Raw genomic sequence first — 18,302 nt, forward strand, 5'->3', positions numbered from 1 at the left:
CCATGAAGACCCCTCACTCGAACCCGGAGCATCTGCGCGATTTCACCACGGATGCCAGGGTGCTGTTCGTCGCCGCCATTGCCGTGGTGGTGGCGACAGCTGGACTGGTTGCCGGCATCGCGCTTTTGAAGCTGATCCGGCTGGCCACCAACATCGCCTATTTTGGCCAGTTCACGCTCGCCGATCTGAAGCTCGAGGACACGCCGCTGGGCTATGCCTCCGTCATCGTCCCTGTGATCGGTGCGCTGATCATCGGCCTGATGGCGCGCTTCGGCAGCGAGAAGATCCGCGGTCACGGCATTCCCGAAGCCATAGAGGCGATTCTGCTCGGGCGTTCCAGACTCGACGCCAAGGTGGCGATCCTGAAGCCGCTGTCGTCGGCGATCTCGATCGGCTCCGGCGGACCGTTCGGCGCCGAGGGCCCGATCATCATGACCGGCGGCGCGATCGGTTCGCTGATCGCGCAGATGCTGCCGGTCAGCGACAACGAACGCAAGACGCTGCTGGTGGCCGGTGCTGCGGCGGGCATGACCACGGTGTTCGGAACCCCGATCGCCGCCATCATGCTTGCGGTCGAACTGCTGCTTTTCGAATGGACCCCGCGCAGCTTCATCCCGGTGGCGGTCGCGGCTGTTATCGCCGAGGTGGAGCGCACCATGCTGCATCTGCCCGGACCGATCTTTCCGTTTCAGGGCGGCATGGAGGTGTCCTTTGTCGGCCTTGCCGGCTGGGTGGCGATCGGCGTTTGTGCAGGACTTTTGTCGGGGCTGCTGACGCAGATGGTCTATGCCTGCGAGGACGGTTTTCAGAAGCTGCCGATCCACTGGATGTGGTGGCCGATGCTTGGCGGACTGGTGGTCGGCATCGGCGGGCTGATCGAGCCGCACGCGCTCGGCGTCGGCTATGACAACATCACTGACATGCTGGACGGCCGCACCGTCGCGACGGCAGCACTCCTCCTGCTGGTGGTGAAGGCGATCATCTGGTCGGTAGCGCTCGGCTCGGGAACGTCGGGAGGTGTGCTGGCGCCGCTGTTGATCATGGGCGGGGCCATGGGCGCTGTGCTCGCCGGCGTTCTGCCTGCCGCGGATCCGGGTTTCTGGGCGCTGCTGGCGATGGCCGCCACGATGGGCGGCACGATGCGTGCGCCGCTGACCGCCACGTTCTTCGCCGTCGAACTGACCGGCAACACGCATATGCTGGTGCCGCTGATTGCTGCCTGCGCTGCGGCGCACGCCGTCACCGTGCTTCTGATGAAGCGATCGATCCTGACCGAAAAGATCGCCAGAAGGGGACATCATCTGGTTCGCGAATACCGCGTCGACCCTTTCGCCCTGACCAGGGTGCGCGAGGTGATGACGTCACAAGTCGAAAGCGTGCCGGCGACGATGACGCTGCATGGCGCGGCAGCGTTCCTGACAGCGCCGGAAACACGGCATCCGAGTTTCCCGGTGGTCGATGAGCGCGGCCATGTGCTGGGCCTCATCGATCCGCCGGCGATATTGCGCTGGAGACGCGCCGGCACGCACCGCACCACCACGCTTGGCGAACTGCTGGCCGGCAGCAAGGTGACGCTGGCCTATCCGGACGAATATCTCGAAGGCCTCTCCGACAAACTGCTGCTGGCCAACGTCTCTCATCTGCCCGTCGTCACTCGCGAAGGCTCGTTGCTGGTCGGCTATGTCGGCTGGAAGGATTTGATGCGCGTGCGGTCCAGGAAACAGGCCGAGGAGCGCGAGCGTTCGACCTTGCTTGGCTTCGGCACCAGACACACGAAAAAGAACGACGCCGTCGAAAGCCTTTAGATTCTCTCTGCGTGCTTCGCCCATTCCAGCACATGGAGCCTCAACGCCGAGGACAGGTTGGTGTCGCGGGGCCTTGTCTCGTCGACTTCGGCGACAAGAGCGGCGAGCGTCAGCTTTCTGGTCGCCGCGATCGCGACGAGGTCGTCATAGAAGGGCTTTTCAAGCGAGTAGCTGGTGCGGTGGCCGCGAATGGTCACGGAACGCTTTTCGACCGGGCTCATTGACGGTCGGGGTCGCCGAGCTTTTCACGACGATGCCCGGCAACGAATTTTTCGCTCTTGTCGGCGACGCTGCGGTCGCGTTCTTTTTCGGCCTTGGAGCGACCGTACAGTGCCCGGTTCTGTTCGGCGACGCGCACTTTCTCGTCCCGCGCCTTTTGCTTGCGGGCCTGGCGGAGATTGACGATTTCGGCCATGCCGCCGGTCTATTTCTTACGGAAGGCGTCGAGCGAGACTACTTCGGCGCCCTTGGTGCTGGCGTCCGCAGCTACGGGCTTCTTCTCCGCCTCGGCGGCGGCCTTCTTCTCGGCCTTCGGTTTTTTCTCGGAGACGATGGTCAACGGCTCCGGAGTTGGCGCAGCCGGTTCCTCGGCTGCCGCGCCATCCGTCTTGACGTCGAATTCGAGCTCGAAATTGACCGACGGATCATAGAAGCCGCGCACGGCCGAGAACGGGATTTCGAGTTTTTCCGGCACATCGGAAAAGGACAGGCCAACCTCGAAGCCGGTGTCGGTCACCTTCAGGTCCCAATACTGGAACTGGATGACGATGGTCATCTGCTCGGGATAGCGCTCGCGCAGCCGCGAAGACACGCGTACGCCCGGCGCGCCGGTCAGGAAGGTGATGAAGAAGTGGTGGTTGCCGGGGAGGCCGGTGCGCGCGACCTCGGCCAGGACCTTGCGCATGACGCCGCGCAACGCCTCCTGGGCCAGAATGTCGTAGCGGATGTGGTCGTCGGCCATGTGGCGGTCGGGTTCCGTTGAATCGTCCGCATAGCTGTAATCAAGCTTGAGGGCGGCGTAAACCGCATATAGATCACCCTCGCGCGGAAGCGAAGACTATTGCCAGCGATTTGATCGCTCAGGCGCTGGCGAGCGCGCTTTGCTTTTCGGACGATGCCGCGGACCGGCGCTTGCCGAAGGCGCGCAGGAAGGTGCGCACGCCATTGGTCGCGGATTGCAGCACCTCGTCCTCGCGCGGCGAGCCGCCAAGCATGAAGGTGGTCTGCAGTTCGGCGTTGACGAGGCCAAGAAACTGGCGTGCCGCCACGTCGGGATCCTCGATCGTGAGATAGCCGCCATAGGCGAGGCGGGCGAAGCGGGCGGCGATTGCCGGCCATGTCCTGCCCGGACCCTGTTCGCGCCATTCGGCAAACAGTTCGGGATAGCGCTCGCCTTCGGTCTGGATCAGCTTGCGCAGGAATTTTCCGTCGCGGTTGCAGATGCAATTCTGGTTCAAGCGCACGGCAAAGCCGATCAGATCGGCTTCGAGATCCCCCGGCTGGTCGGGGAAGGTGGCAATGGTGGCGAAGATGCCGGCATTGCAGCGTTCGGTGAGGTCGCGGACCACGGCGACGAACAGTTTCTCCTTGTCGCCATGATGGTTGTAGATCGTCTGGCGCGAAACGCCGGCTTCGGCCGCGATCAGATCGATGTTGGCGCCGGCGAAACCTTCGCGGCAAAACACGGCAGCCGCGGAATCGACAATCGAGAGGCGCTTGGCCTCATGGCCGCGTGGCGGGAAAATGTCAGGAGAAACGTGCAGCTTCATAAAAAACTATATAGAGGTGATTGACGATTTAGACAAGAGTGTCTAAATTTGTGGACACAAGATAAAGAGATTTCGCGCGAGAGAGACGAATGGAATTCGCTCTTGAGGTGTCGGAATCTCACGGGATGGAACGTCCTAGGTTAGACGTCGCCTGGCGGCGGCAACCAGATTTGAAAGAAGCCTTTATCATGAGTCCCAAATTCCTCCGCATCGCGGTCGTGCTCGGCTTGTTGTCCGCCATCGGCCCGTTCGCCATCGACATGTATCTGCCCGCGCTGCCGTCGATCGGCGCGGATCTGCATGCCAGCACCGCTGCGGTGCAGATGAGCCTGTTGATCTTCTTCCTGTCGATGGGGTTTGGCCAGATCGTCGTCGGGCCGATTTCCGACATGGTCGGCCGCAAGCTGCCGCTTTATGGCGGCCTTGCGCTGTTCATGGTCGGCGGCATCGGTTCGGCAATGGCGCCGACCATCGAATGGCTGATCGCTTTCCGTTTCCTGCAAGGGCTTGGCGCCAGCGCCGGCATGGCCGTTCCGCGCGCCATCGTGCGCGACCTGCACACCGGTAATGAGGCCGCCAAGCTGATGTCCTTGCTGATGCTGGTGTTTTCGGTGTCGCCGATCCTGGCGCCGCTGACCGGCAGCGTGGTCATCGAGAATTTCGGCTGGCGCGCCGTGTTCTGGACGGTGACGGGCGCGGCTCTGCTGGCCACCATCCTTCTGGCGACTTCGCTCAAGGAGACGCGGCCGGTGGAAGATCGCGCCGGGTCCTCCTTCGGCACAGCGCTGTCGGCCTACCGCTTCCTGATGGGTGATCGCAACTTCCTTGGTCTGACGGCGATCGCCGGCTTCGGCATTGCCAGCTTCTTCGTCTATCTGTCGAGTTCGTCGTTCATCCTGATCGACCATTACGGGCTGTCGCCTTCGGTCTACAGCGTGTTCTTCTCGATCAACGCGGTCGCCTTCATCGGCATGTCGCAGATGACGGGGCTGCTGGCCGAGCGCTTCGGCCTGAGGCGCGTGGTGCGCGTCGCGGTGACCGGCTATGCGACGACGATGGTGGTGCTGTTCGCGGTGATGGCGACGGGTATCGACCGGCTCGACGTGATGGCGGCGCTGCTGTTCGTCGGCTACGGCTTCCTCGGCCTGGTCATCCCGACCACCTCGGTGCTGGCCATGGAAGAACATGGCGAGATCGCCGGTACGGCGTCGGCGCTGATGGGCACGCTGCATTTCGCCATCGGTGCGCTCGCCATGGGTGTCGCAGGCGTGTTCTTCGACGGTACGCCGCTGCCGATGGTGGCCGGCATCACGCTGTGTGCGGTGATTTCCTTCACGCTGGCCAAGGTCACGCTCGGCCGCTCGCGCGAGGTTGCCGAGGCACCGGCGGAATAAGCAAACAAATCCCAATCCTGCCTCGATCAGCACGAAGCGCATCCGCTCCTCGACCGTCGCCAAAGGCAGCGGGACGAGTTCATAGCCCAACTCCCTGTAAACGCCGACCAGCGCATGGTGGGTACGCTCGGCCTCCTCAAGCGTCTGCTTTCTCTCCTCATCCTGCGCGAAGATCTCCGGCCAAAGCGGGGCGACGAAGACGCGCTGATGATAGCGGAAGCGCTTGGCTGCGGCGCGGGCGTGTTCGGGTAGCGGCAGGCCGCTCAGCCTGAGGTAAGCGCGTCCGGAACGCCGCGATCGAAAAAAACAGGACGCCCGGTCTGTTTTCGCGCAATTTGATACGAGCGCATCTCCCATGCCAGCATCAACTCGGCGAACAGGGCGCGATCACGCCAGGGCAAAGCGGATCCGCCAATGGCGGACTGGTCGCGGATAATGCCGCGCCCGGCTTCCACCGAGGTGGCAAAGCCTGCGTGGCGCAGGGCTTCGATCAGGGTGGTCTTGCCGGATCCGGGACCACCGGTCAGCACGAAGAATCGATCGGAATCGTTTTGCATGTTTTGTCCATAGAGACGGGCACGCGGCGGTGCGCCTTCGCGGCTCATAGCCGTTGGACGGACCGGCCAGCGGGAGCTGCCGTTGTGCGTAGCGCATGTTGAGGAGGGGAGAAGTGGAGGTTTCTGTTGCCAGGTACCTCCGAACCCCGCCTAGAAGTGCGAACCTCTAGGGCTTGATTTGAAGCTGTCGCACCGCTTACGCGGCGAGACGTGCTTCCGCATAGTTGTCATTTGCAACTACAGGTTTAGCCCGATGACGGTGGTACCATGCCGGGCAAAAGTACGATCTTTACACCTTCGTCGATCCTATTTCGCCCCCAGCAAAAACCGCTCTGTCATCAGCAGCGGCTTTTGGTGGAGGCGCCGGGTACCGCCCCCGGGTCCGAACGGCTTATTTCATCGCCCATTTATCGCCATAGTCGGTCAAGCCGACAAACCGAATATAGGGGGCCATCGCAAGAAATGGAAGGCCGCAATGGCACTTTGTCCCCCTGACAAAACCGCAAGTCCAAAGGGTTGACTTGGGCGCGGTCTCAACCGAAGCTTTGCCCCGGTGAGGAGTTACCGACCTAGCGCACATGTTGCAGCAGCGCGCCACAGCCCTCATCGATCGGATCCGTGGCGCCGACGAGGGGAATTTTGATGGCCGACTATCTTGCAGACGTGAAGAAATACGATGCCGGCGCCAGTGCTGATGCGGTTGAAAAGATCGTCAAGCACCTGGGCATCGCGCTCAGGAACCGCGATTCCTCGCTGGTATCCTGCACCGACCCGAAGGAACTCGGGCGTGTCAGGGACAACTGGGTCGCCAAGAAGCTCGGCATCAGCGATGCAGCGAAGGCCGATGCATCCATCGAGAAGACTTGCAAGGCAATGGCTGCCGACAACACCAAGAGCCGGGTGACTTTCTACTACCTCGTCGCGAAGGACCTGGGCAAGCTCGGCTCCCTCTGACGACCGCGCTTCAATTCGCAGGGCTGGCGCGGTCCATGCGCCAGCCCTGATGTTGTTGGGGACTGGCGGGCTTCGGGCAGGGCTTGCGCTGCTTTGTGGTGTTCGATTGCCTGTCCGTAAGCTATGATGGCTGGACAACCGAATCGAGCCGGAACCGATGCGCCAGTATCTCGACCTCCTGCAGCACGTGCTGGACAACGGCGCCGATCGCGGCGACCGCACCGGCACCGGAACCCGCTCCGTCTTCGGCTACCAGATGCGTTTCGACCTGGCGCGCGGCTTTCCCGTCACCACGACCAAGAAGTTGCATCTCAAGTCGATCATCCATGAGCTTCTGTGGTTCCTGGCCGGCGATACCAACATCAAATACCTCACCGACCATGGCGTTTCGATCTGGGACGAATGGGCCGACGAGAATGGCGATCTCGGCCCGGTCTACGGCAAGCAGTGGCGTTCCTGGCCGGATGGCCATGGCGGCTCGATCGATCAGATCGCGAATCTCCTCAAGGAGATACGCAAAAACCCTCAATCGCGGCGGCTGATCGTTTCGGCATGGAATCCAGCCGAGGTGGAAGCGATGGCGCTGCCACCCTGCCACTGCCTGTTCCAGTTCTACGTTTCGGAAGGGCGGCTCTCCTGTCAGCTTTACCAGCGGTCGGCCGATATCTTTCTCGGCGTGCCGTTCAACATCGCGTCCTATGCCCTGCTGACCCTGATGGTGGCGCAGGTCACCGGGCTGAAACCCGGCGATTTCGTCCACACGCTTGGCGATGCGCATCTCTACTCGAACCATTTCGAGCAGGCGCGCGAACAGCTGCGGCGCACGCCGAGGGCGCTGCCGACGATGTGGATCAACCCCGAGGTGAAGGACCTGTTCGCCTTCCGCTTCGAGGATTTCCGGCTGGAAAACTACGTCGCCGATGCATCGATCAAGGCGCCGATAGCGGTATGACGCTAGAGCGGACCGCGCTTCAAGCCATAGCCAATGCGAAGCTGCAAGACGCAGAACTTTTGTTTCAGAACGAACGCTATTCGAATGCTTACTATCTTTTCGGGTACGCTGCGGAAATTGCCATCAAGTCACGAATTTCGCGGCTTTTTCAGCCGGATACCATTCCTGATAAGAAATTCGTCCAAGACATTTACAGCCATGACCTCAACCGGCTTGTGGCGTTGGCTGGCTTGTCTGTGGATCTTACCGAAAGCCGGACGGCGTCGCCTGTATTCGATGGCCATTGGTCGGCGGTCTCAGATTGGAATGAAGCTTCGCGTTACGATATGATAGATGTGTTCGAGGCGACGGCCATGCGAAACGCGATGGTCGACGAAGAGCAAGGAATATTCAGATGGCTTCAGGATCGTTGGTAAGGATCGACATCGACGCCGGCATCAACCTAATTCGTGCTCTTGATGAAAAGGGATTCGGAGTTGCAGCTGCACTATGGTTGTACAACAGTGACGTCGACAATTGGCGCATGATTATCGCCTATCGCGGCCCACGAAAGGATCTCGAAAAAAAATATCTCGATGCGGCAACCATTGCTGCTGACTGGCGCAAGGCACGTCCACAAGAGCCTATTTTAGATCTTAGCAAGGTGAAGATCACATCAGCGGACGACCGGCTCATCGCCGGCTTGGGTATCGCCATGCGGGTTGATGGTCTAGGTGAGGTGCGATTTTCTCACAACACCATCAATGGCATCTATGTCGAAGATGCCTTGATCCATAGGCTTGCGGCCTAAGCCCAATAAATTAGGACAGGCCCTAGTCGATGCCTACCATCACGTCCGAGGCCTTGACCACGGCATAGGCCTGCTTGCCCTTTTCGAGCTTGAGATCGGCGACGGCCTCGTTGGTGATCGAGGTGGTGACGATGGCCGCCGCCAACGCCGATCATGACATGCGAGGTGGTGGCTCCCTTCCAAGGTTTCTTTGCCGGTCTTACCGAACAATCGGTGTCGTACAGACGCTTTCAGGAGGCGCCAGGCCTTCCCTTGTTATATTCATGCGGATATATCGGTTGGGAGGCTTCGGGCCGCCAGAATTCAATCAGGGAGAGTTTCCATGACGCGAAAAGGTTTTGGATCAAGGGCGATCGCCATTGGGGGTTTTGCGGTCATGTTGATGGCGGCGGTGCCTGCAGCACATGCTGAAGACAAGGTGGTGGTGTTTGCCGCGGCCAGCCTCAAGGACGCGCTCGACGCCGTGAACAAGGCCTGCGAGGCCGATGTCGGCGAGGCGGCGACTGTCTCTTATGCCGCGAGCTCGGCGCTGGCCAAACAGATCGAGGGCGGGGCGCCTGCCGACGTCTTCATCTCGGCCGACGTCGACTGGATGAGATATCTCTCCGACAAGAAGCTGACCAAGCCGGACACCGAAGTGAAGCTGCTGGGCAATCAGATCGTGCTGGTGGCGCCGAAGGACTCGGCGGTCGACACCAGGATCGAGAAGGGTTTTGACCTCGCCAAGCTGATCGGCGACGGCAAGCTCGCCATGGGCGATTTCAAGGCGGTGCCGGCCGGCAAATACGGCAAGGCCGCACTTGAATCGCTCGGCGTCTGGTCCACGGTCGAAGGCAAGGTGGCGCAGGCCGAAAACGTGCGCGCGGCGCTGAAGCTGGTTTCGACGGGCGAAGCCGCCCTTGGCATTGTCTATGCCACCGACGCGCATGCCGAAAAGGGCGTCAAGGTGGTCGGCACCTTCCCGGAGGATTCGCATCCGTCGATCATCTATCCGATTGCCCAGACCGCCGATTCGAAGGACAAGGACACGCCGGCTTTCCTGAAATGCCTGCAGTCGGCCAAGGCGGCCGCGCTGTTCAAGGATCAGGGATTTACCGTGCTCGCGCCGAGCAACTGAGTTCCAGGGGCTTCATCTGACATTATGAACTGGCTGCTGGACCTCACTCCCGACGAATGGAATGCGGTCCGGCTGTCCATCAAGGTGGCAACGGTGGCGATGCTCGCCAGCCTGCCGCCAGGCATCTTGGTTGCGCTGCTGCTTGCCCGGGGACAGTTCTGGGGCAAGACCGTTCTCAACGGGCTGGTGCATCTGCCGCTGATCCTGCCGCCCGTGGTGACCGGCTACCTGCTGCTGCTCACCTTCGGCCGGCGTGGCCCGGCCGGCGCTTTCCTGGCAGAGCATTTCGGCATTGTCTTCTCCTTCCGCTGGACAGGTGCGGCGCTGGCCTGCGGCGTCATGGGCTTTCCGCTGATGGTGCGGGCGATCCGATTGTCGATCGAGGCGGTGGACCGCAAGATGGAAGCGGCGGCGGGAACGCTCGGCGCCAATTCGCTCTGGGTTTTTGCCACCATCACGCTGCCGTTGATCCTGCCCGGGCTGATCGCCGGCGCCATCCTCGCCTTCGCCAAGGCGATGGGCGAGTTCGGCGCCACCATCACCTTCGTCTCCAACATTCCCAATGAGACGCAGACATTGCCGTCGGCGATCTACACATTCACGCAGGTGCCGGGTGGCGATGAAGGGGCGCTCCGCCTGACGCTGATCTCCATCGTCATCTCCATGGCCGCGCTGGTGGCCTCGGAGGTGCTGGCGCGGCGTGTCGGCCGGCGACTGGACATCGAATGAGCGTTCTCGTCGACATCAGTCATCGGCTCGGCGGTTTCGCCATCGACGCCCGCTTCGAAAGCGCTGGGCGGCTGACGGCGCTGTTCGGAGCGTCTGGGTCGGGCAAGACGACGCTGATCGACATGATTGCCGGGCTGATCCGGCCCGACAAGGGACGCATCGAGGTCGACGGCCGTGTGCTGGTCGATACCGGTGCCGGCATTTTCGTGCCGAAGCACAAGCGCCGCATCGGCATGGTGTTCCAGGATGCGCGGCTGTTTCCGCATTTGAGCGTTGCCGGCAATCTTCGCTACGGCCGCTGGTTCACGCCGCCGGCGGAGCGCTACGCCGATATCGATGCCGTCGTCGACCTGCTCGGCATCGGGCCGCTCATGAACAGGCGGCCGGCAAAGCTCTCGGGCGGCGAGAAACAGCGCGTGGCGATCGGCCGGGCACTGCTTGCCAGCCCCAGACTGCTGCTCATGGACGAACCGCTGGCCTCGCTCGACGAAGCGCGCAAGGCCGAAATTCTGCCCTATGTCGAAAGGCTGCGCGACGAGACGAAAATCCCGATCGTCTATGTCAGTCATTCAGTCGCCGAAGTGGCGAGGCTGGCCAGCGACGTGGTGATGCTGGCGCAGGGCAATGTCGTTGCCAGCGGGCCGACCGAGGCGGTGATGCAAAGGCTCGACCTGTTGCCGGCGGAGGAGCGCGGCGAGGGCGGCGCCGTGCTGGACACCAGGGTGCTGCGTCACGACGAGACTTTCGGCATGACCGTGCTCGGCTCGGCCGCGGGCGAGCTCCGGGTGCCACAGCTGGCGATGAAGACAGGTACGCCGGTGCGCATCCGTATTCGCGCCCGCGATGTGATGATCGCCACCGAAAAGCCGAGGGGTCTCAGCGCGCTCAACATCCTGCCGGGGACCATTACCGCGATGAGCCCCGGCGAAGGGCCCGCGGTTGAGGTCGGTATCGACTGCAGTGGTGCAACCGTGCTTGCCCGCATCACCGAACAGTCGCGGCAGGCGCTGAAGCTCCATCTTGGCGGCAAGGTTTTCGCGGTGATCAAGACGGTGAGCTTCGATCGGGCGAACACCGGCGCCGGCCTGCCCGCAGAGGCGGATGGGTGATCCCGCTATGTCTTTTTGGAATAGCGGTTTCGCCAGGGAGCTTCTAGTATGAGGTTGGACCGCGGAGAGTAATGATGCCGTCGCTGAGCTTGCGGATAAATCTCGACCCCGACGGGCGCATCGGGCCGGGCAAGATCGAACTCCTGGAACAGATCGCCGCCTTCGGCTCCATTTCGGCCGCCGCGCGCGGCATGGAGATGTCCTACAAGCACGCCTGGGACCTGGTCGAGGACATGAACCGGGTATTCGGCAAGCCGCTGGTGGCGGCACAGACCGGCGGCCGCAAGGGCGGCGGCGCGCAACTGACGGCTGTGGGGCTGGCGGTGGTCAGCCGTTTTCGCGCCATCGAGCGTGCGGCGGCTGCGGCGGCGGCGACGCATATGGAGGCGCTGCAGGCGGAGATTGATGCGGGATAGGGTAGGCAGTAGGCAGTAGGCAGTACGGCCTATTCCTCTTCCCTGGGCTTTCGCAGCAGGTACGTATCCATGATCCAGCCTTTCATTCGGCGGGCGTAGTCGCGAACCTTTTCGATCTCCGCACCGACATCGCCGAGACGGCCCGAAATGAGGAGCTCGTCTGGTGTGCCGAGATAGGCGCCCCAGTGGATGATCAGATCCTTGTCGTCCAGCGTGTTGAAGGCGCATTTGCCGTCGAGCAGGACGACCGCGCTGCCGGCATTGTCCGGCATGCCTTCCTCGGTCAGGCGGCGGCCTGTGGTGATGAGAACGGAATCGCCGATGCGGTTCAGCGCCATCTTGTGGCTGGCGGCAAGCGCCTGGACAGCGGTGATGCCGGGGATCACCTCAAGCTCGAACGCCACATTTCCTCGCAGGCGCACGCGCTCGAGGATGCGTAACGCGCTGTCATAGAGCGAAGGATCGCCCCAGATCAGGAAGGCGCCGCAGCCGTCGCCTGCAATCTCGTCGCGGATCAGGCCTTCGTAAATGGCGGCGATGGCTTCATGCCAGTCATCGACGGTCGAGCGGTAGGAGGGGGCCGGCCCATCTTCTACTGGCCCATCTTCCATTGGCAGGTCGCGCAACGGCACGTCGAATTCGACACGGCGTGATTTCGGGTTGGTGACGAAGCGGTCGCATATCCGGCGGCGCAGTTCGGCCAGTTCATTTTTTTTCGCGCCCTTGTCGGGAATGAACAGCACATCCGCCTGGTTCAGGCCTGATATGGCCTGAACGGTCATGTGGTCGGGATTGCCGGCGCCGATGCCGATGACGAGAAGCTTGCGCATGGGCGAACTCCTGCCCGATCGGAACCTGTTAGTCCAGACCGAGCTGGCGCGTGTCCAGATCGCGCTGGCGCGTGTCCAGACCCCTGCTGGGTGTCCAGACCGCTTGCTCCAGACCCTTTTTGGTGCGCTAGCGGATGCGGAAGGGCTTTGAAACGCCACATTGAAACGGCTAGGGTCCTGCAAGCATTCTAGCCGAGGGGGCTTCCATGTTGCGATATGTTCTGACCGCCGTGCTGGCCCTGTCGGCTGCGCCCGTATTTGCCAATGATTCGGTTGCCGAACTTGGCACTGGCGGCCTGATCCTGTCGCGCAGCGATGCCGTGGCGATGCAAAGCGAGGACCTTTTCATCTCGCCTGAAAAGGTCACGGTCGACTATGTCTTCCACAACAACACCGATCGCGATGTCGAGGCCATCGTCGCCTTCCCGATGCCCGAAATATCGGGCAATCCCGAAGAAATCCCGGCGATTCCCGAAAACCAGAGCGACAATTTCCTCGGCTTCGAGGTGACGATCGACGGTGCCGCCGTCAAGCCGCAGCTCGAGCAGAAGGTGTTGGCGCTAGGCATCGACATCAGCGCAGAGCTGAAGGCGCAAAACGTGCCGTTCTATCCATTCGGCGATGCGGCGAAGGCGGCGCTGGCCAAGTTGCCGCAAGCGGTTGTCGATGACTGGGTCAACCGCGGCATCATCATCGAGGACACCGGCAGCGACGGCACCGAGACGACCAAGGTCTACACGCCGTTCTGGCAATTGCGTTCGACCTACTGGTGGCGCTCGACCTTTCCAGCCAACAAGGACGTTCATGTTTCCCACCATTACAAGCCGAGCGTCGGCGGCACGTCTTCAGTCAGCTTCTTCTACGACGGCAAATTCCAGGGTCAGTATGCGGCCTACAAGGCCCGCTATTGCATGGACGACACATTCGAAAATGCGGTGCGCAAGGCGGCCAAGGACGACCCTGACGGCTACCCCAAATATGTCGAGAACCGCATCGCCTATATCCTGACCACCGGCGGCAACTGGGCCACCGGCACGATCGGCAAGTTCAAGCTGACGATCGACAAGGGCAACCCGAAAGCCCTGGTCTCGTTCTGCGGCGACAATGTCAAAAAGACCGGACCGACGACCTTCGAGATGACGGCGGGTGATTTCTACCCTGAGCGCGACATCGACATCCTGATCCTCGAGCCAACGGACGACAATTGATGCATGTCGCAATCTACGTTGCCATCGCCGAGAACGGCGTGATCGGGCGGGACGGCGGGCTCCCGTGGCGGCTCTCCACCGATCTCAAGCGCTTCAAGGCCGATACGATGGGCAAGCCCATCATCATGGGCCGCAAGACCTATGAGGGCATCGGCCGGCCGCTGCCGGGCAGGTTGAACATCATCGTCACCCGCGACAAGACCTGGCGCGCCGAGGGCGTAGAGATGGCACATTCGCTCGAAGCCGCGATCCAACTGGCGACGGAGCGCGGGCGCCGCATGGTCGGTGTGGACGAGGTGTGCGTCATCGGCGGCGGCGAAATCTATGCCCAGGCCATGCTTCTGGCCGATCGGCTGCATGTCACCCATGTGCTGGCAGCGGTCGAAGGCGACGCGCATTTCCCGCCGATCGATCCTGATTCCTGGCGTATTGTCAGCTCGCACGACGTCCCGGCCGGGGAAAAGGACAGCCACCCGACGCGCTATTCGGTTTACGAGCGGCGTCGAGAGAGACATTGACTGAAAAAGGGGCATTGAAGGGGCATTGAAGGAAGACAAAGGGTCGCGACCGGACAAATCGGACGAAGTCGGCAGCGCATCGCGTTGAAAGCGCCTCGTGGCGTCCCTATAGAAGAACAATACTGGATTTTGCGCCGTAATACCGGCGCTTGAGGGAATTCCAAGCGAAAGGACATTCATGCCCTGGAACGACAAAAGCGGCGGTGGCGGCGGCCCATGGGGTGGCGGCGGCAACAATCAGGGACCCTGGGGGCAGGGTCCAAAGGGACCCAGCGGGCCACAGGGCTCGCCTCCAGATCTCGAAGACATCATCCGCCGCGGCCAGGACCGGCTGCGGCGCGCTCTTCCGGGTGGCGGCGGCGCGAGCCCGGCTATCTTCGCCCTGATCGCGGCTGCACTTGTGGTGCTGTGGGCGTTCAAGGCGGTTTATACCGTGCAGCCCGACGAGGTCGCGGTCGAATTGCGCTTCGGCAAGCCGAAGACCGAACTGTCGCAGCCTGGCCTGCATTTCCATTGGTGGCCGCTCGAAACCGTCGAGACGGCCAAGATTTCCGAGCAGCTCGTCGATATCGGCGGCGGCGGCGCGACAAGTGGCAACACGTCCGGGCTGATGCTTACCGGCGACCAGAACATCGTCAACGTCCAGTTCTCGGTCGCCTATCAGGTCTCCGACCCGAGCGCGTATCTGTTCGATGTGTCCGATCCCGACGGCATGCTGCGGCAGGTTGCCGAAAGCGCCATGCGTGAAGCCGTCGGCCGCCGGCCGGCGCAGGACATCTTCCGCGACGACCGCCAGGGCATTGCCGCCTCGGTGCGTGAAATCATCCAGACGACGCTGGACGGCTACAAGGCCGGTCTCAACGTCAACGCCGTCTCGATCGAGGATGCGGCACCGCCACGTGAAGTGGCCGATGCGTTCGACGAAGTGCAGCGCGCCGAGCAGGACGAGGACAAGTTCGTCGAGCAGGCCAACCAGTACTCCAACCAGAAGCTCGGGCAGGCGCGCGGCGAGGCCGCACAGATCCGCGAAGACGCGGCCGCCTACAAGAACCGGGTCGTGCAGGAAGCCGAGGGTGAGGCGCAGCGCTTCATCTCGGTCTATGACGAATATGCCAAGGCGCCCGATGTAACGCGCAAGCGCCTCTACCTGGAAACCATGGAGAAGGTTCTGAAGGATTCGAGCAAGGTCATCGTCGAGCAGGGCAACGGGCAAGGGGTCGTTCCCTATCTGCCGCTGCCGGCATTGCAGCCGAAAGCGCCGGCACCCGCTGCGCCCAGTGGCGTTACGGGAGGTAACCAGTGATGGCCAACCGTCTTCCCATCATCGTCGTCGCAGCAGCGGTTATCCTGTTCCTGCTCTATTCGTCGGTCTTCGTGGTCAATGCGCGTCAGCAGGCGCTGGTGCTCAGGTTCGGCGAGATCGTCGACGTCAAGAGCGAACCCGGCATCTACTTCAAGGCGCCGTTCTCGTTCTTCGACGCCGATACGGTGCAGCTGATCGAGAACCGGGTGCTGCGCTTCGACCTCGACAACATCCGCGTCCAGGTCTCGGGCGGCAAGTTCTATGAGGTCGATGCCTTCATCGCCTACCGCATCTCGGATCCGCGGGTCTTCCGCTCCGCCGTGTCCGGTCAGATCGAATTGGCCGAGGCCCGGCTCAGGACGCGTCTCGACGCTGCCTTGCGCCGTGTCTACGGTCTGCGTGATTTCGAGGCAGCACTCTCCGAAGAGCGCGGCGTGATGATGCGCGAAGTCCGCGACCAGCTCAGGCCCGATGCCACATCGCTCGGCCTGCAGATCGAGGATGTCCGCATTCGCCGCACCGATCTCACGGCCGAAGTCTCGCAGCAGACCTTCGACCGCATGAAGGCGGAACGCCTGGCGGAAGCTGCCCGGCTAAGGGCACGCGGCAATGAAGCGGCGCAACGCATCACGGCCCGCGCCGATCGCGAAGTGGTCGAGATTGTCGCCGAAGCGCAAAAAGAGTCGGAAATCCTGCGCGGCGAGGGCGAAGCCCAGCGCAGCGCCACCTTCGCGGGAGCCTATCAGCGCGATCCGGCCTTCTTCGACTTCTACCGGTCGATGAATGCCTATGGCACGGCGCTGGACAACACCGGAACGACGATGGTGCTGTCGCCGAACTCGGAGTTCTTCCGTTTCTTCCGCAACCCCGACGGCAGCGAGGGGCCGGCAAAGCCGGCTTCGCCTGCGCCAAACGCTCCGGCGACGGCACCCGCCGCGCCGGCACAGCCCAGCACCGGCCAGTAGCGGCCGGTGCAGGATTTTCTTGCCGCCATGGGCCTGGTCCTTGTCATAGAGGGTCTGGTCTATGGCGGTTTTCCCGGCCTGGCCAGGAAACTTGCCACCGAAGTGCTGTCGCTGCCCGAGAACGCGCTGCGGATCGCCGGGCTGGCGGCGATCGTGATCGGCGTCGGCATCGTCTGGCTGGTACGAGGCGCATGACGGCTGCGATGATTTATCCTCTGCCGATAGTCATAGCCGCAAACGTGCCGTATTTTTTGCCAACATGGCGTGACGCGGCGTTTTCGTCGAAGCGCTTTTCTTTTCAAGGATACCGGGAGGCTTCTCGATGACATCCAATACAATTCTGTGCGCGGCTCGGCGGACATTCATCGCCGGCGCGGCGGCACTTCTTGTCAGCGCCGTCGCTGTCCCCTCCTTCGTGACGCCGACATTTGCCGCCGATGGGCCCGCTTCGGTCGCCGATCTGGCGCAAGGCCTGCTCGGCGCGGTGGTCAACATATCGACTTCGCAGACGGTCAAGGGTACCGAAGGCCCGGGCGCCGTGCCGATGCCGCAATTGCCCGAGGGGTCGCCCTTCCAGGATTTCTTCGACGATTTCTTCAAGAACCGCGGCGGTGACAAGGACAACGGCTCGCAGAAGGTGCAGTCGCTGGGCTCCGGCTTCGTCATCGATGCCGAGCAAGGCATCGTCGTCACCAACAACCATGTCATTGCCGATGCCGACGACATCGAGGTCAATTTCTCCGATGGTGTCACCTTGAAGGCGACGCTGGTCGGCACCGACACCAAGACCGATGTCGCCGTGCTCAAGGTCGATCCGAAAGGCCACAAGCTGACGGCGGTGAAGTTCGGCGATTCCACCAAGATGCGCGTCGGCGACTGGGTGATGGCGATCGGCAATCCGTTCGGCCTCGGCGGCACGGTGACGGTCGGCATCGTCTCTGCCCGCAACCGCGACATCAATTCCGGCCCCTATGATGACTTCATCCAGACCGATGCCGCGATCAACCGTGGCAATTCCGGCGGACCGCTGTTCAACAGCGCCGGCGAAGTCATCGGCATCAACACGGCGATCATTTCGCCTTCCGGCGGTTCGATCGGCATCGGCTTCTCCATCCCCTCGCAGCTCGCGTCCGGCGTCGTCGACCAGTTGCGCCAGTTCGGCGAGACGCGGCGCGGCTGGCTGGGCGTGCGCATCCAGCCGGTGACCGACGACATCGCCGAAAGCCTCGGCATGGCGACCGCCAAGGGCGCGCTGGTCGCCGGCGTGATCAAGGGCGGCCCGGTCGACAATGGCACCATCCAGGCGGGCGATGTCGTCATCAAGTTCGACGGCAAGGACATCCATGAGATGCGCGATCTGCCGCGCGTCGTCGCCGAAAGCCCGGTTGGCAAGGCGGTCGATGTGCTCATCGTGCGCAAGGGTGTCGAGCAGACCGTGAAAGTAACGCTCGGCCGGCTCGAGGACGGCGAAAAACTCGCCAGCGGCGAGGAGGGCAGCAACACCGATCAGGACAAGGGTGACAAGGCTCCAGCCGTTTCCACTGCTTCGGTGCTCGGCATGACGGTCGGCGAACTGAACGACGAGACACGCAAGAAGTTCAGCATCGCGGCCGATGTTTCGGGCGTCGTCATCACCGACGTCACCAAGGACTCGGCAGCCGCCGAACGCGGCATCCAGCCCGGCGAGGTGATCACCGAGATCGCACAGGAATCGGTTGCCACCCCCAAGGATGTCATGGACCGCATCGGCGCCTTGAAGGAACAGGGGCGCAAGAATGCGCTCTTGATGCTGGCATCGAAGACCGGTGAGCTCAGGTTCGTGACGATCCGGATGGACTGAAGTCAGCAGCCCGCAGGCATATTGTAACATCCTATGGGATGTACTA

The 18,302-nt window shown here is 62.3% G+C and carries 21 protein-coding genes, 1 other RNA gene and 2 pseudogenes; 16 read left to right on the forward strand and 8 right to left on the reverse strand.

What is annotated here, in order from left to right; all coding sequences use genetic code 11:
- The first annotated feature begins 2 nt into the window (after positions 1-2).
- Complete coding sequence (locus NKH95_RS19560; RefSeq protein WP_023813095.1) at positions 3-1,805, forward strand: chloride channel protein; 1,803 nt, start codon at positions 3-5, stop codon at positions 1,803-1,805.
- Here the strand turns inward: NKH95_RS19560 and NKH95_RS19565 are convergent.
- From NKH95_RS19565 to NKH95_RS19580, 4 genes are all read right to left on the reverse strand, one after another.
- A complete protein-coding gene (locus NKH95_RS19565; RefSeq protein WP_352892587.1) occupies positions 1,802-2,026 on the reverse strand; it encodes a ribbon-helix-helix domain-containing protein in 225 nt (74 codons plus the stop codon). The two genes, NKH95_RS19560 and NKH95_RS19565, sit on opposite strands and share 4 nt — an antisense overlap.
- Complete coding sequence (locus NKH95_RS19570) at positions 2,023-2,220, reverse strand: DUF4169 family protein (RefSeq protein ID WP_352761671.1); 198 nt, start codon at positions 2,218-2,220, stop codon at positions 2,023-2,025. The genes NKH95_RS19565 and NKH95_RS19570 overlap by 4 nt, the downstream gene beginning before the upstream one ends.
- A gap of 9 nt (positions 2,221-2,229) precedes the next feature.
- Positions 2,230-2,766 (reverse strand): SspB family protein, encoded by a 537-nt coding sequence (locus NKH95_RS19575; protein WP_352892591.1) that lies wholly within the window; start codon positions 2,764-2,766, stop codon positions 2,230-2,232.
- 118 nt (positions 2,767-2,884) lie between these two features.
- On the reverse strand, positions 2,885-3,574 hold the full coding sequence (locus NKH95_RS19580; RefSeq protein ID WP_352733505.1) for a TetR/AcrR family transcriptional regulator: 690 nt from the start codon (positions 3,572-3,574) through the stop codon (positions 2,885-2,887).
- Between the two features lie 188 nt (positions 3,575-3,762).
- Between NKH95_RS19580 and NKH95_RS19585 the strand changes: the two genes are divergently transcribed.
- The gene (locus NKH95_RS19585; RefSeq protein WP_352892594.1) at positions 3,763-4,968 is read left to right on the forward strand and encodes a multidrug effflux MFS transporter; all 1,206 of its coding nucleotides are present in this window, start codon (positions 3,763-3,765) and stop codon (positions 4,966-4,968) included.
- A gap of 27 nt (positions 4,969-4,995) precedes the next feature.
- Here the strand turns inward: NKH95_RS19585 and NKH95_RS19590 are convergent.
- Both NKH95_RS19590 and ssrA read right to left on the reverse strand, forming a co-directional pair.
- A pseudogene (locus NKH95_RS19590) lies at positions 4,996-5,525 on the reverse strand (AAA family ATPase); the annotation flags it as partial.
- A 112-nt stretch (positions 5,526-5,637) separates the two neighbouring features.
- Positions 5,638-5,997, reverse strand: a transfer-messenger RNA (tmRNA) gene (gene ssrA, locus NKH95_RS19595).
- A 170-nt stretch (positions 5,998-6,167) separates the two neighbouring features.
- Between ssrA and NKH95_RS19600 the strand changes: the two genes are divergently transcribed.
- The 4 genes from NKH95_RS19600 (at position 6,168) to NKH95_RS19615 (ending at position 8,221) form a co-directional block, all read left to right on the forward strand.
- On the forward strand, positions 6,168-6,479 hold the full coding sequence (locus NKH95_RS19600; protein ID WP_023813086.1) for a DUF2853 family protein: 312 nt from the start codon (positions 6,168-6,170) through the stop codon (positions 6,477-6,479).
- Between the two features lie 157 nt (positions 6,480-6,636).
- Positions 6,637-7,431 (forward strand): thymidylate synthase, encoded by a 795-nt coding sequence (locus tag NKH95_RS19605; protein WP_109668127.1) that lies wholly within the window; start codon positions 6,637-6,639, stop codon positions 7,429-7,431.
- Complete coding sequence (locus tag NKH95_RS19610; RefSeq protein WP_352723419.1) at positions 7,428-7,847, forward strand: hypothetical protein; 420 nt, start codon at positions 7,428-7,430, stop codon at positions 7,845-7,847. The genes NKH95_RS19605 and NKH95_RS19610 overlap by 4 nt, the downstream gene beginning before the upstream one ends.
- Positions 7,826-8,221 carry a hypothetical protein gene (locus NKH95_RS19615; protein ID WP_155930600.1) on the forward strand — a complete coding sequence of 132 codons (396 nt, stop codon included), beginning with the start codon at positions 7,826-7,828 and terminating at the stop codon, positions 8,219-8,221. The genes NKH95_RS19610 and NKH95_RS19615 overlap by 22 nt, the downstream gene beginning before the upstream one ends.
- Positions 8,222-8,243: 22 nt before the next feature.
- On the opposite strand, the pseudogene NKH95_RS19620 reads toward NKH95_RS19615, so the two are convergent.
- Positions 8,244-8,445: pseudogene (locus tag NKH95_RS19620) on the reverse strand (TOBE domain-containing protein).
- A 98-nt stretch (positions 8,446-8,543) separates the two neighbouring features.
- Between NKH95_RS19620 and modA the strand changes: the two are divergent.
- The 4 genes from modA to NKH95_RS19640 all read left to right on the forward strand — a co-directional run bounded on the left by modA (position 8,544) and on the right by NKH95_RS19640 (position 11,592).
- Positions 8,544-9,338, forward strand: a complete 795-nt coding sequence (gene modA / locus NKH95_RS19625; protein ID WP_352892596.1) for a molybdate ABC transporter substrate-binding protein — start codon at positions 8,544-8,546, stop codon at positions 9,336-9,338.
- Positions 9,339-9,362: 24 nt separating this feature from the next.
- Entirely contained in the window at positions 9,363-10,067 is a 705-nt protein-coding gene (gene modB, locus NKH95_RS19630) for a molybdate ABC transporter permease subunit (RefSeq protein ID WP_023813081.1), read from the forward strand.
- Positions 10,064-11,176, forward strand: coding sequence for a molybdenum ABC transporter ATP-binding protein (gene modC, locus NKH95_RS19635; protein ID WP_352892598.1), 1,113 nt, complete (start codon positions 10,064-10,066; stop codon positions 11,174-11,176). Before modB ends, modC begins: the two co-directional genes overlap by 4 nt.
- 74 nt (positions 11,177-11,250) lie before the next feature.
- Positions 11,251-11,592, forward strand: a complete 342-nt coding sequence (locus NKH95_RS19640; RefSeq protein ID WP_095087111.1) for a winged helix-turn-helix domain-containing protein — start codon at positions 11,251-11,253, stop codon at positions 11,590-11,592.
- 29 nt (positions 11,593-11,621) lie between these two features.
- On the opposite strand, the gene cobF is transcribed toward NKH95_RS19640, so the two are convergent.
- Positions 11,622-12,422 (reverse strand): precorrin-6A synthase (deacetylating), encoded by an 801-nt coding sequence (gene cobF, locus NKH95_RS19645; protein ID WP_352892602.1) that lies wholly within the window; start codon positions 12,420-12,422, stop codon positions 11,622-11,624.
- A gap of 206 nt (positions 12,423-12,628) precedes the next feature.
- Between cobF and NKH95_RS19650 the strand changes: the two genes are divergently transcribed.
- The 6 genes from NKH95_RS19650 (at position 12,629) to NKH95_RS19675 (ending at position 18,256) form a co-directional block, all read left to right on the forward strand.
- Positions 12,629-13,630, forward strand: coding sequence for a DUF4424 domain-containing protein (locus NKH95_RS19650; protein ID WP_352866784.1), 1,002 nt, complete (start codon positions 12,629-12,631; stop codon positions 13,628-13,630).
- Positions 13,630-14,148, forward strand: coding sequence for a dihydrofolate reductase (locus NKH95_RS19655; RefSeq protein WP_352442874.1), 519 nt, complete (start codon positions 13,630-13,632; stop codon positions 14,146-14,148). The genes NKH95_RS19650 and NKH95_RS19655 overlap by 1 nt, the downstream gene beginning before the upstream one ends.
- Positions 14,149-14,326: 178 nt before the next feature.
- Positions 14,327-15,451 carry an FtsH protease activity modulator HflK gene (gene hflK / locus NKH95_RS19660; RefSeq protein WP_023813074.1) on the forward strand — a complete coding sequence of 375 codons (1,125 nt, stop codon included), beginning with the start codon at positions 14,327-14,329 and terminating at the stop codon, positions 15,449-15,451.
- Entirely contained in the window at positions 15,451-16,416 is a 966-nt protein-coding gene (gene hflC, locus NKH95_RS19665; RefSeq protein WP_352442873.1) for a protease modulator HflC, read from the forward strand. The genes hflK and hflC overlap by 1 nt, the downstream gene beginning before the upstream one ends.
- A 6-nt stretch (positions 16,417-16,422) precedes the next feature.
- Positions 16,423-16,611: a DUF2065 domain-containing protein gene (locus NKH95_RS19670; RefSeq protein WP_023813072.1), complete on the forward strand. Its 189-nt coding sequence runs from the start codon at positions 16,423-16,425 to the stop codon at positions 16,609-16,611.
- A gap of 127 nt (positions 16,612-16,738) precedes the next feature.
- Complete coding sequence (locus NKH95_RS19675) at positions 16,739-18,256, forward strand: DegQ family serine endoprotease (protein ID WP_352442872.1); 1,518 nt, start codon at positions 16,739-16,741, stop codon at positions 18,254-18,256.
- The last annotated feature ends 46 nt before the right edge of the window (positions 18,257-18,302 follow it).

The sequence above is a fragment of the Mesorhizobium sp. M0848 genome (assembly GCF_040319805.1).
Lineage (GTDB): Bacteria > Pseudomonadota > Alphaproteobacteria > Rhizobiales > Rhizobiaceae > Mesorhizobium.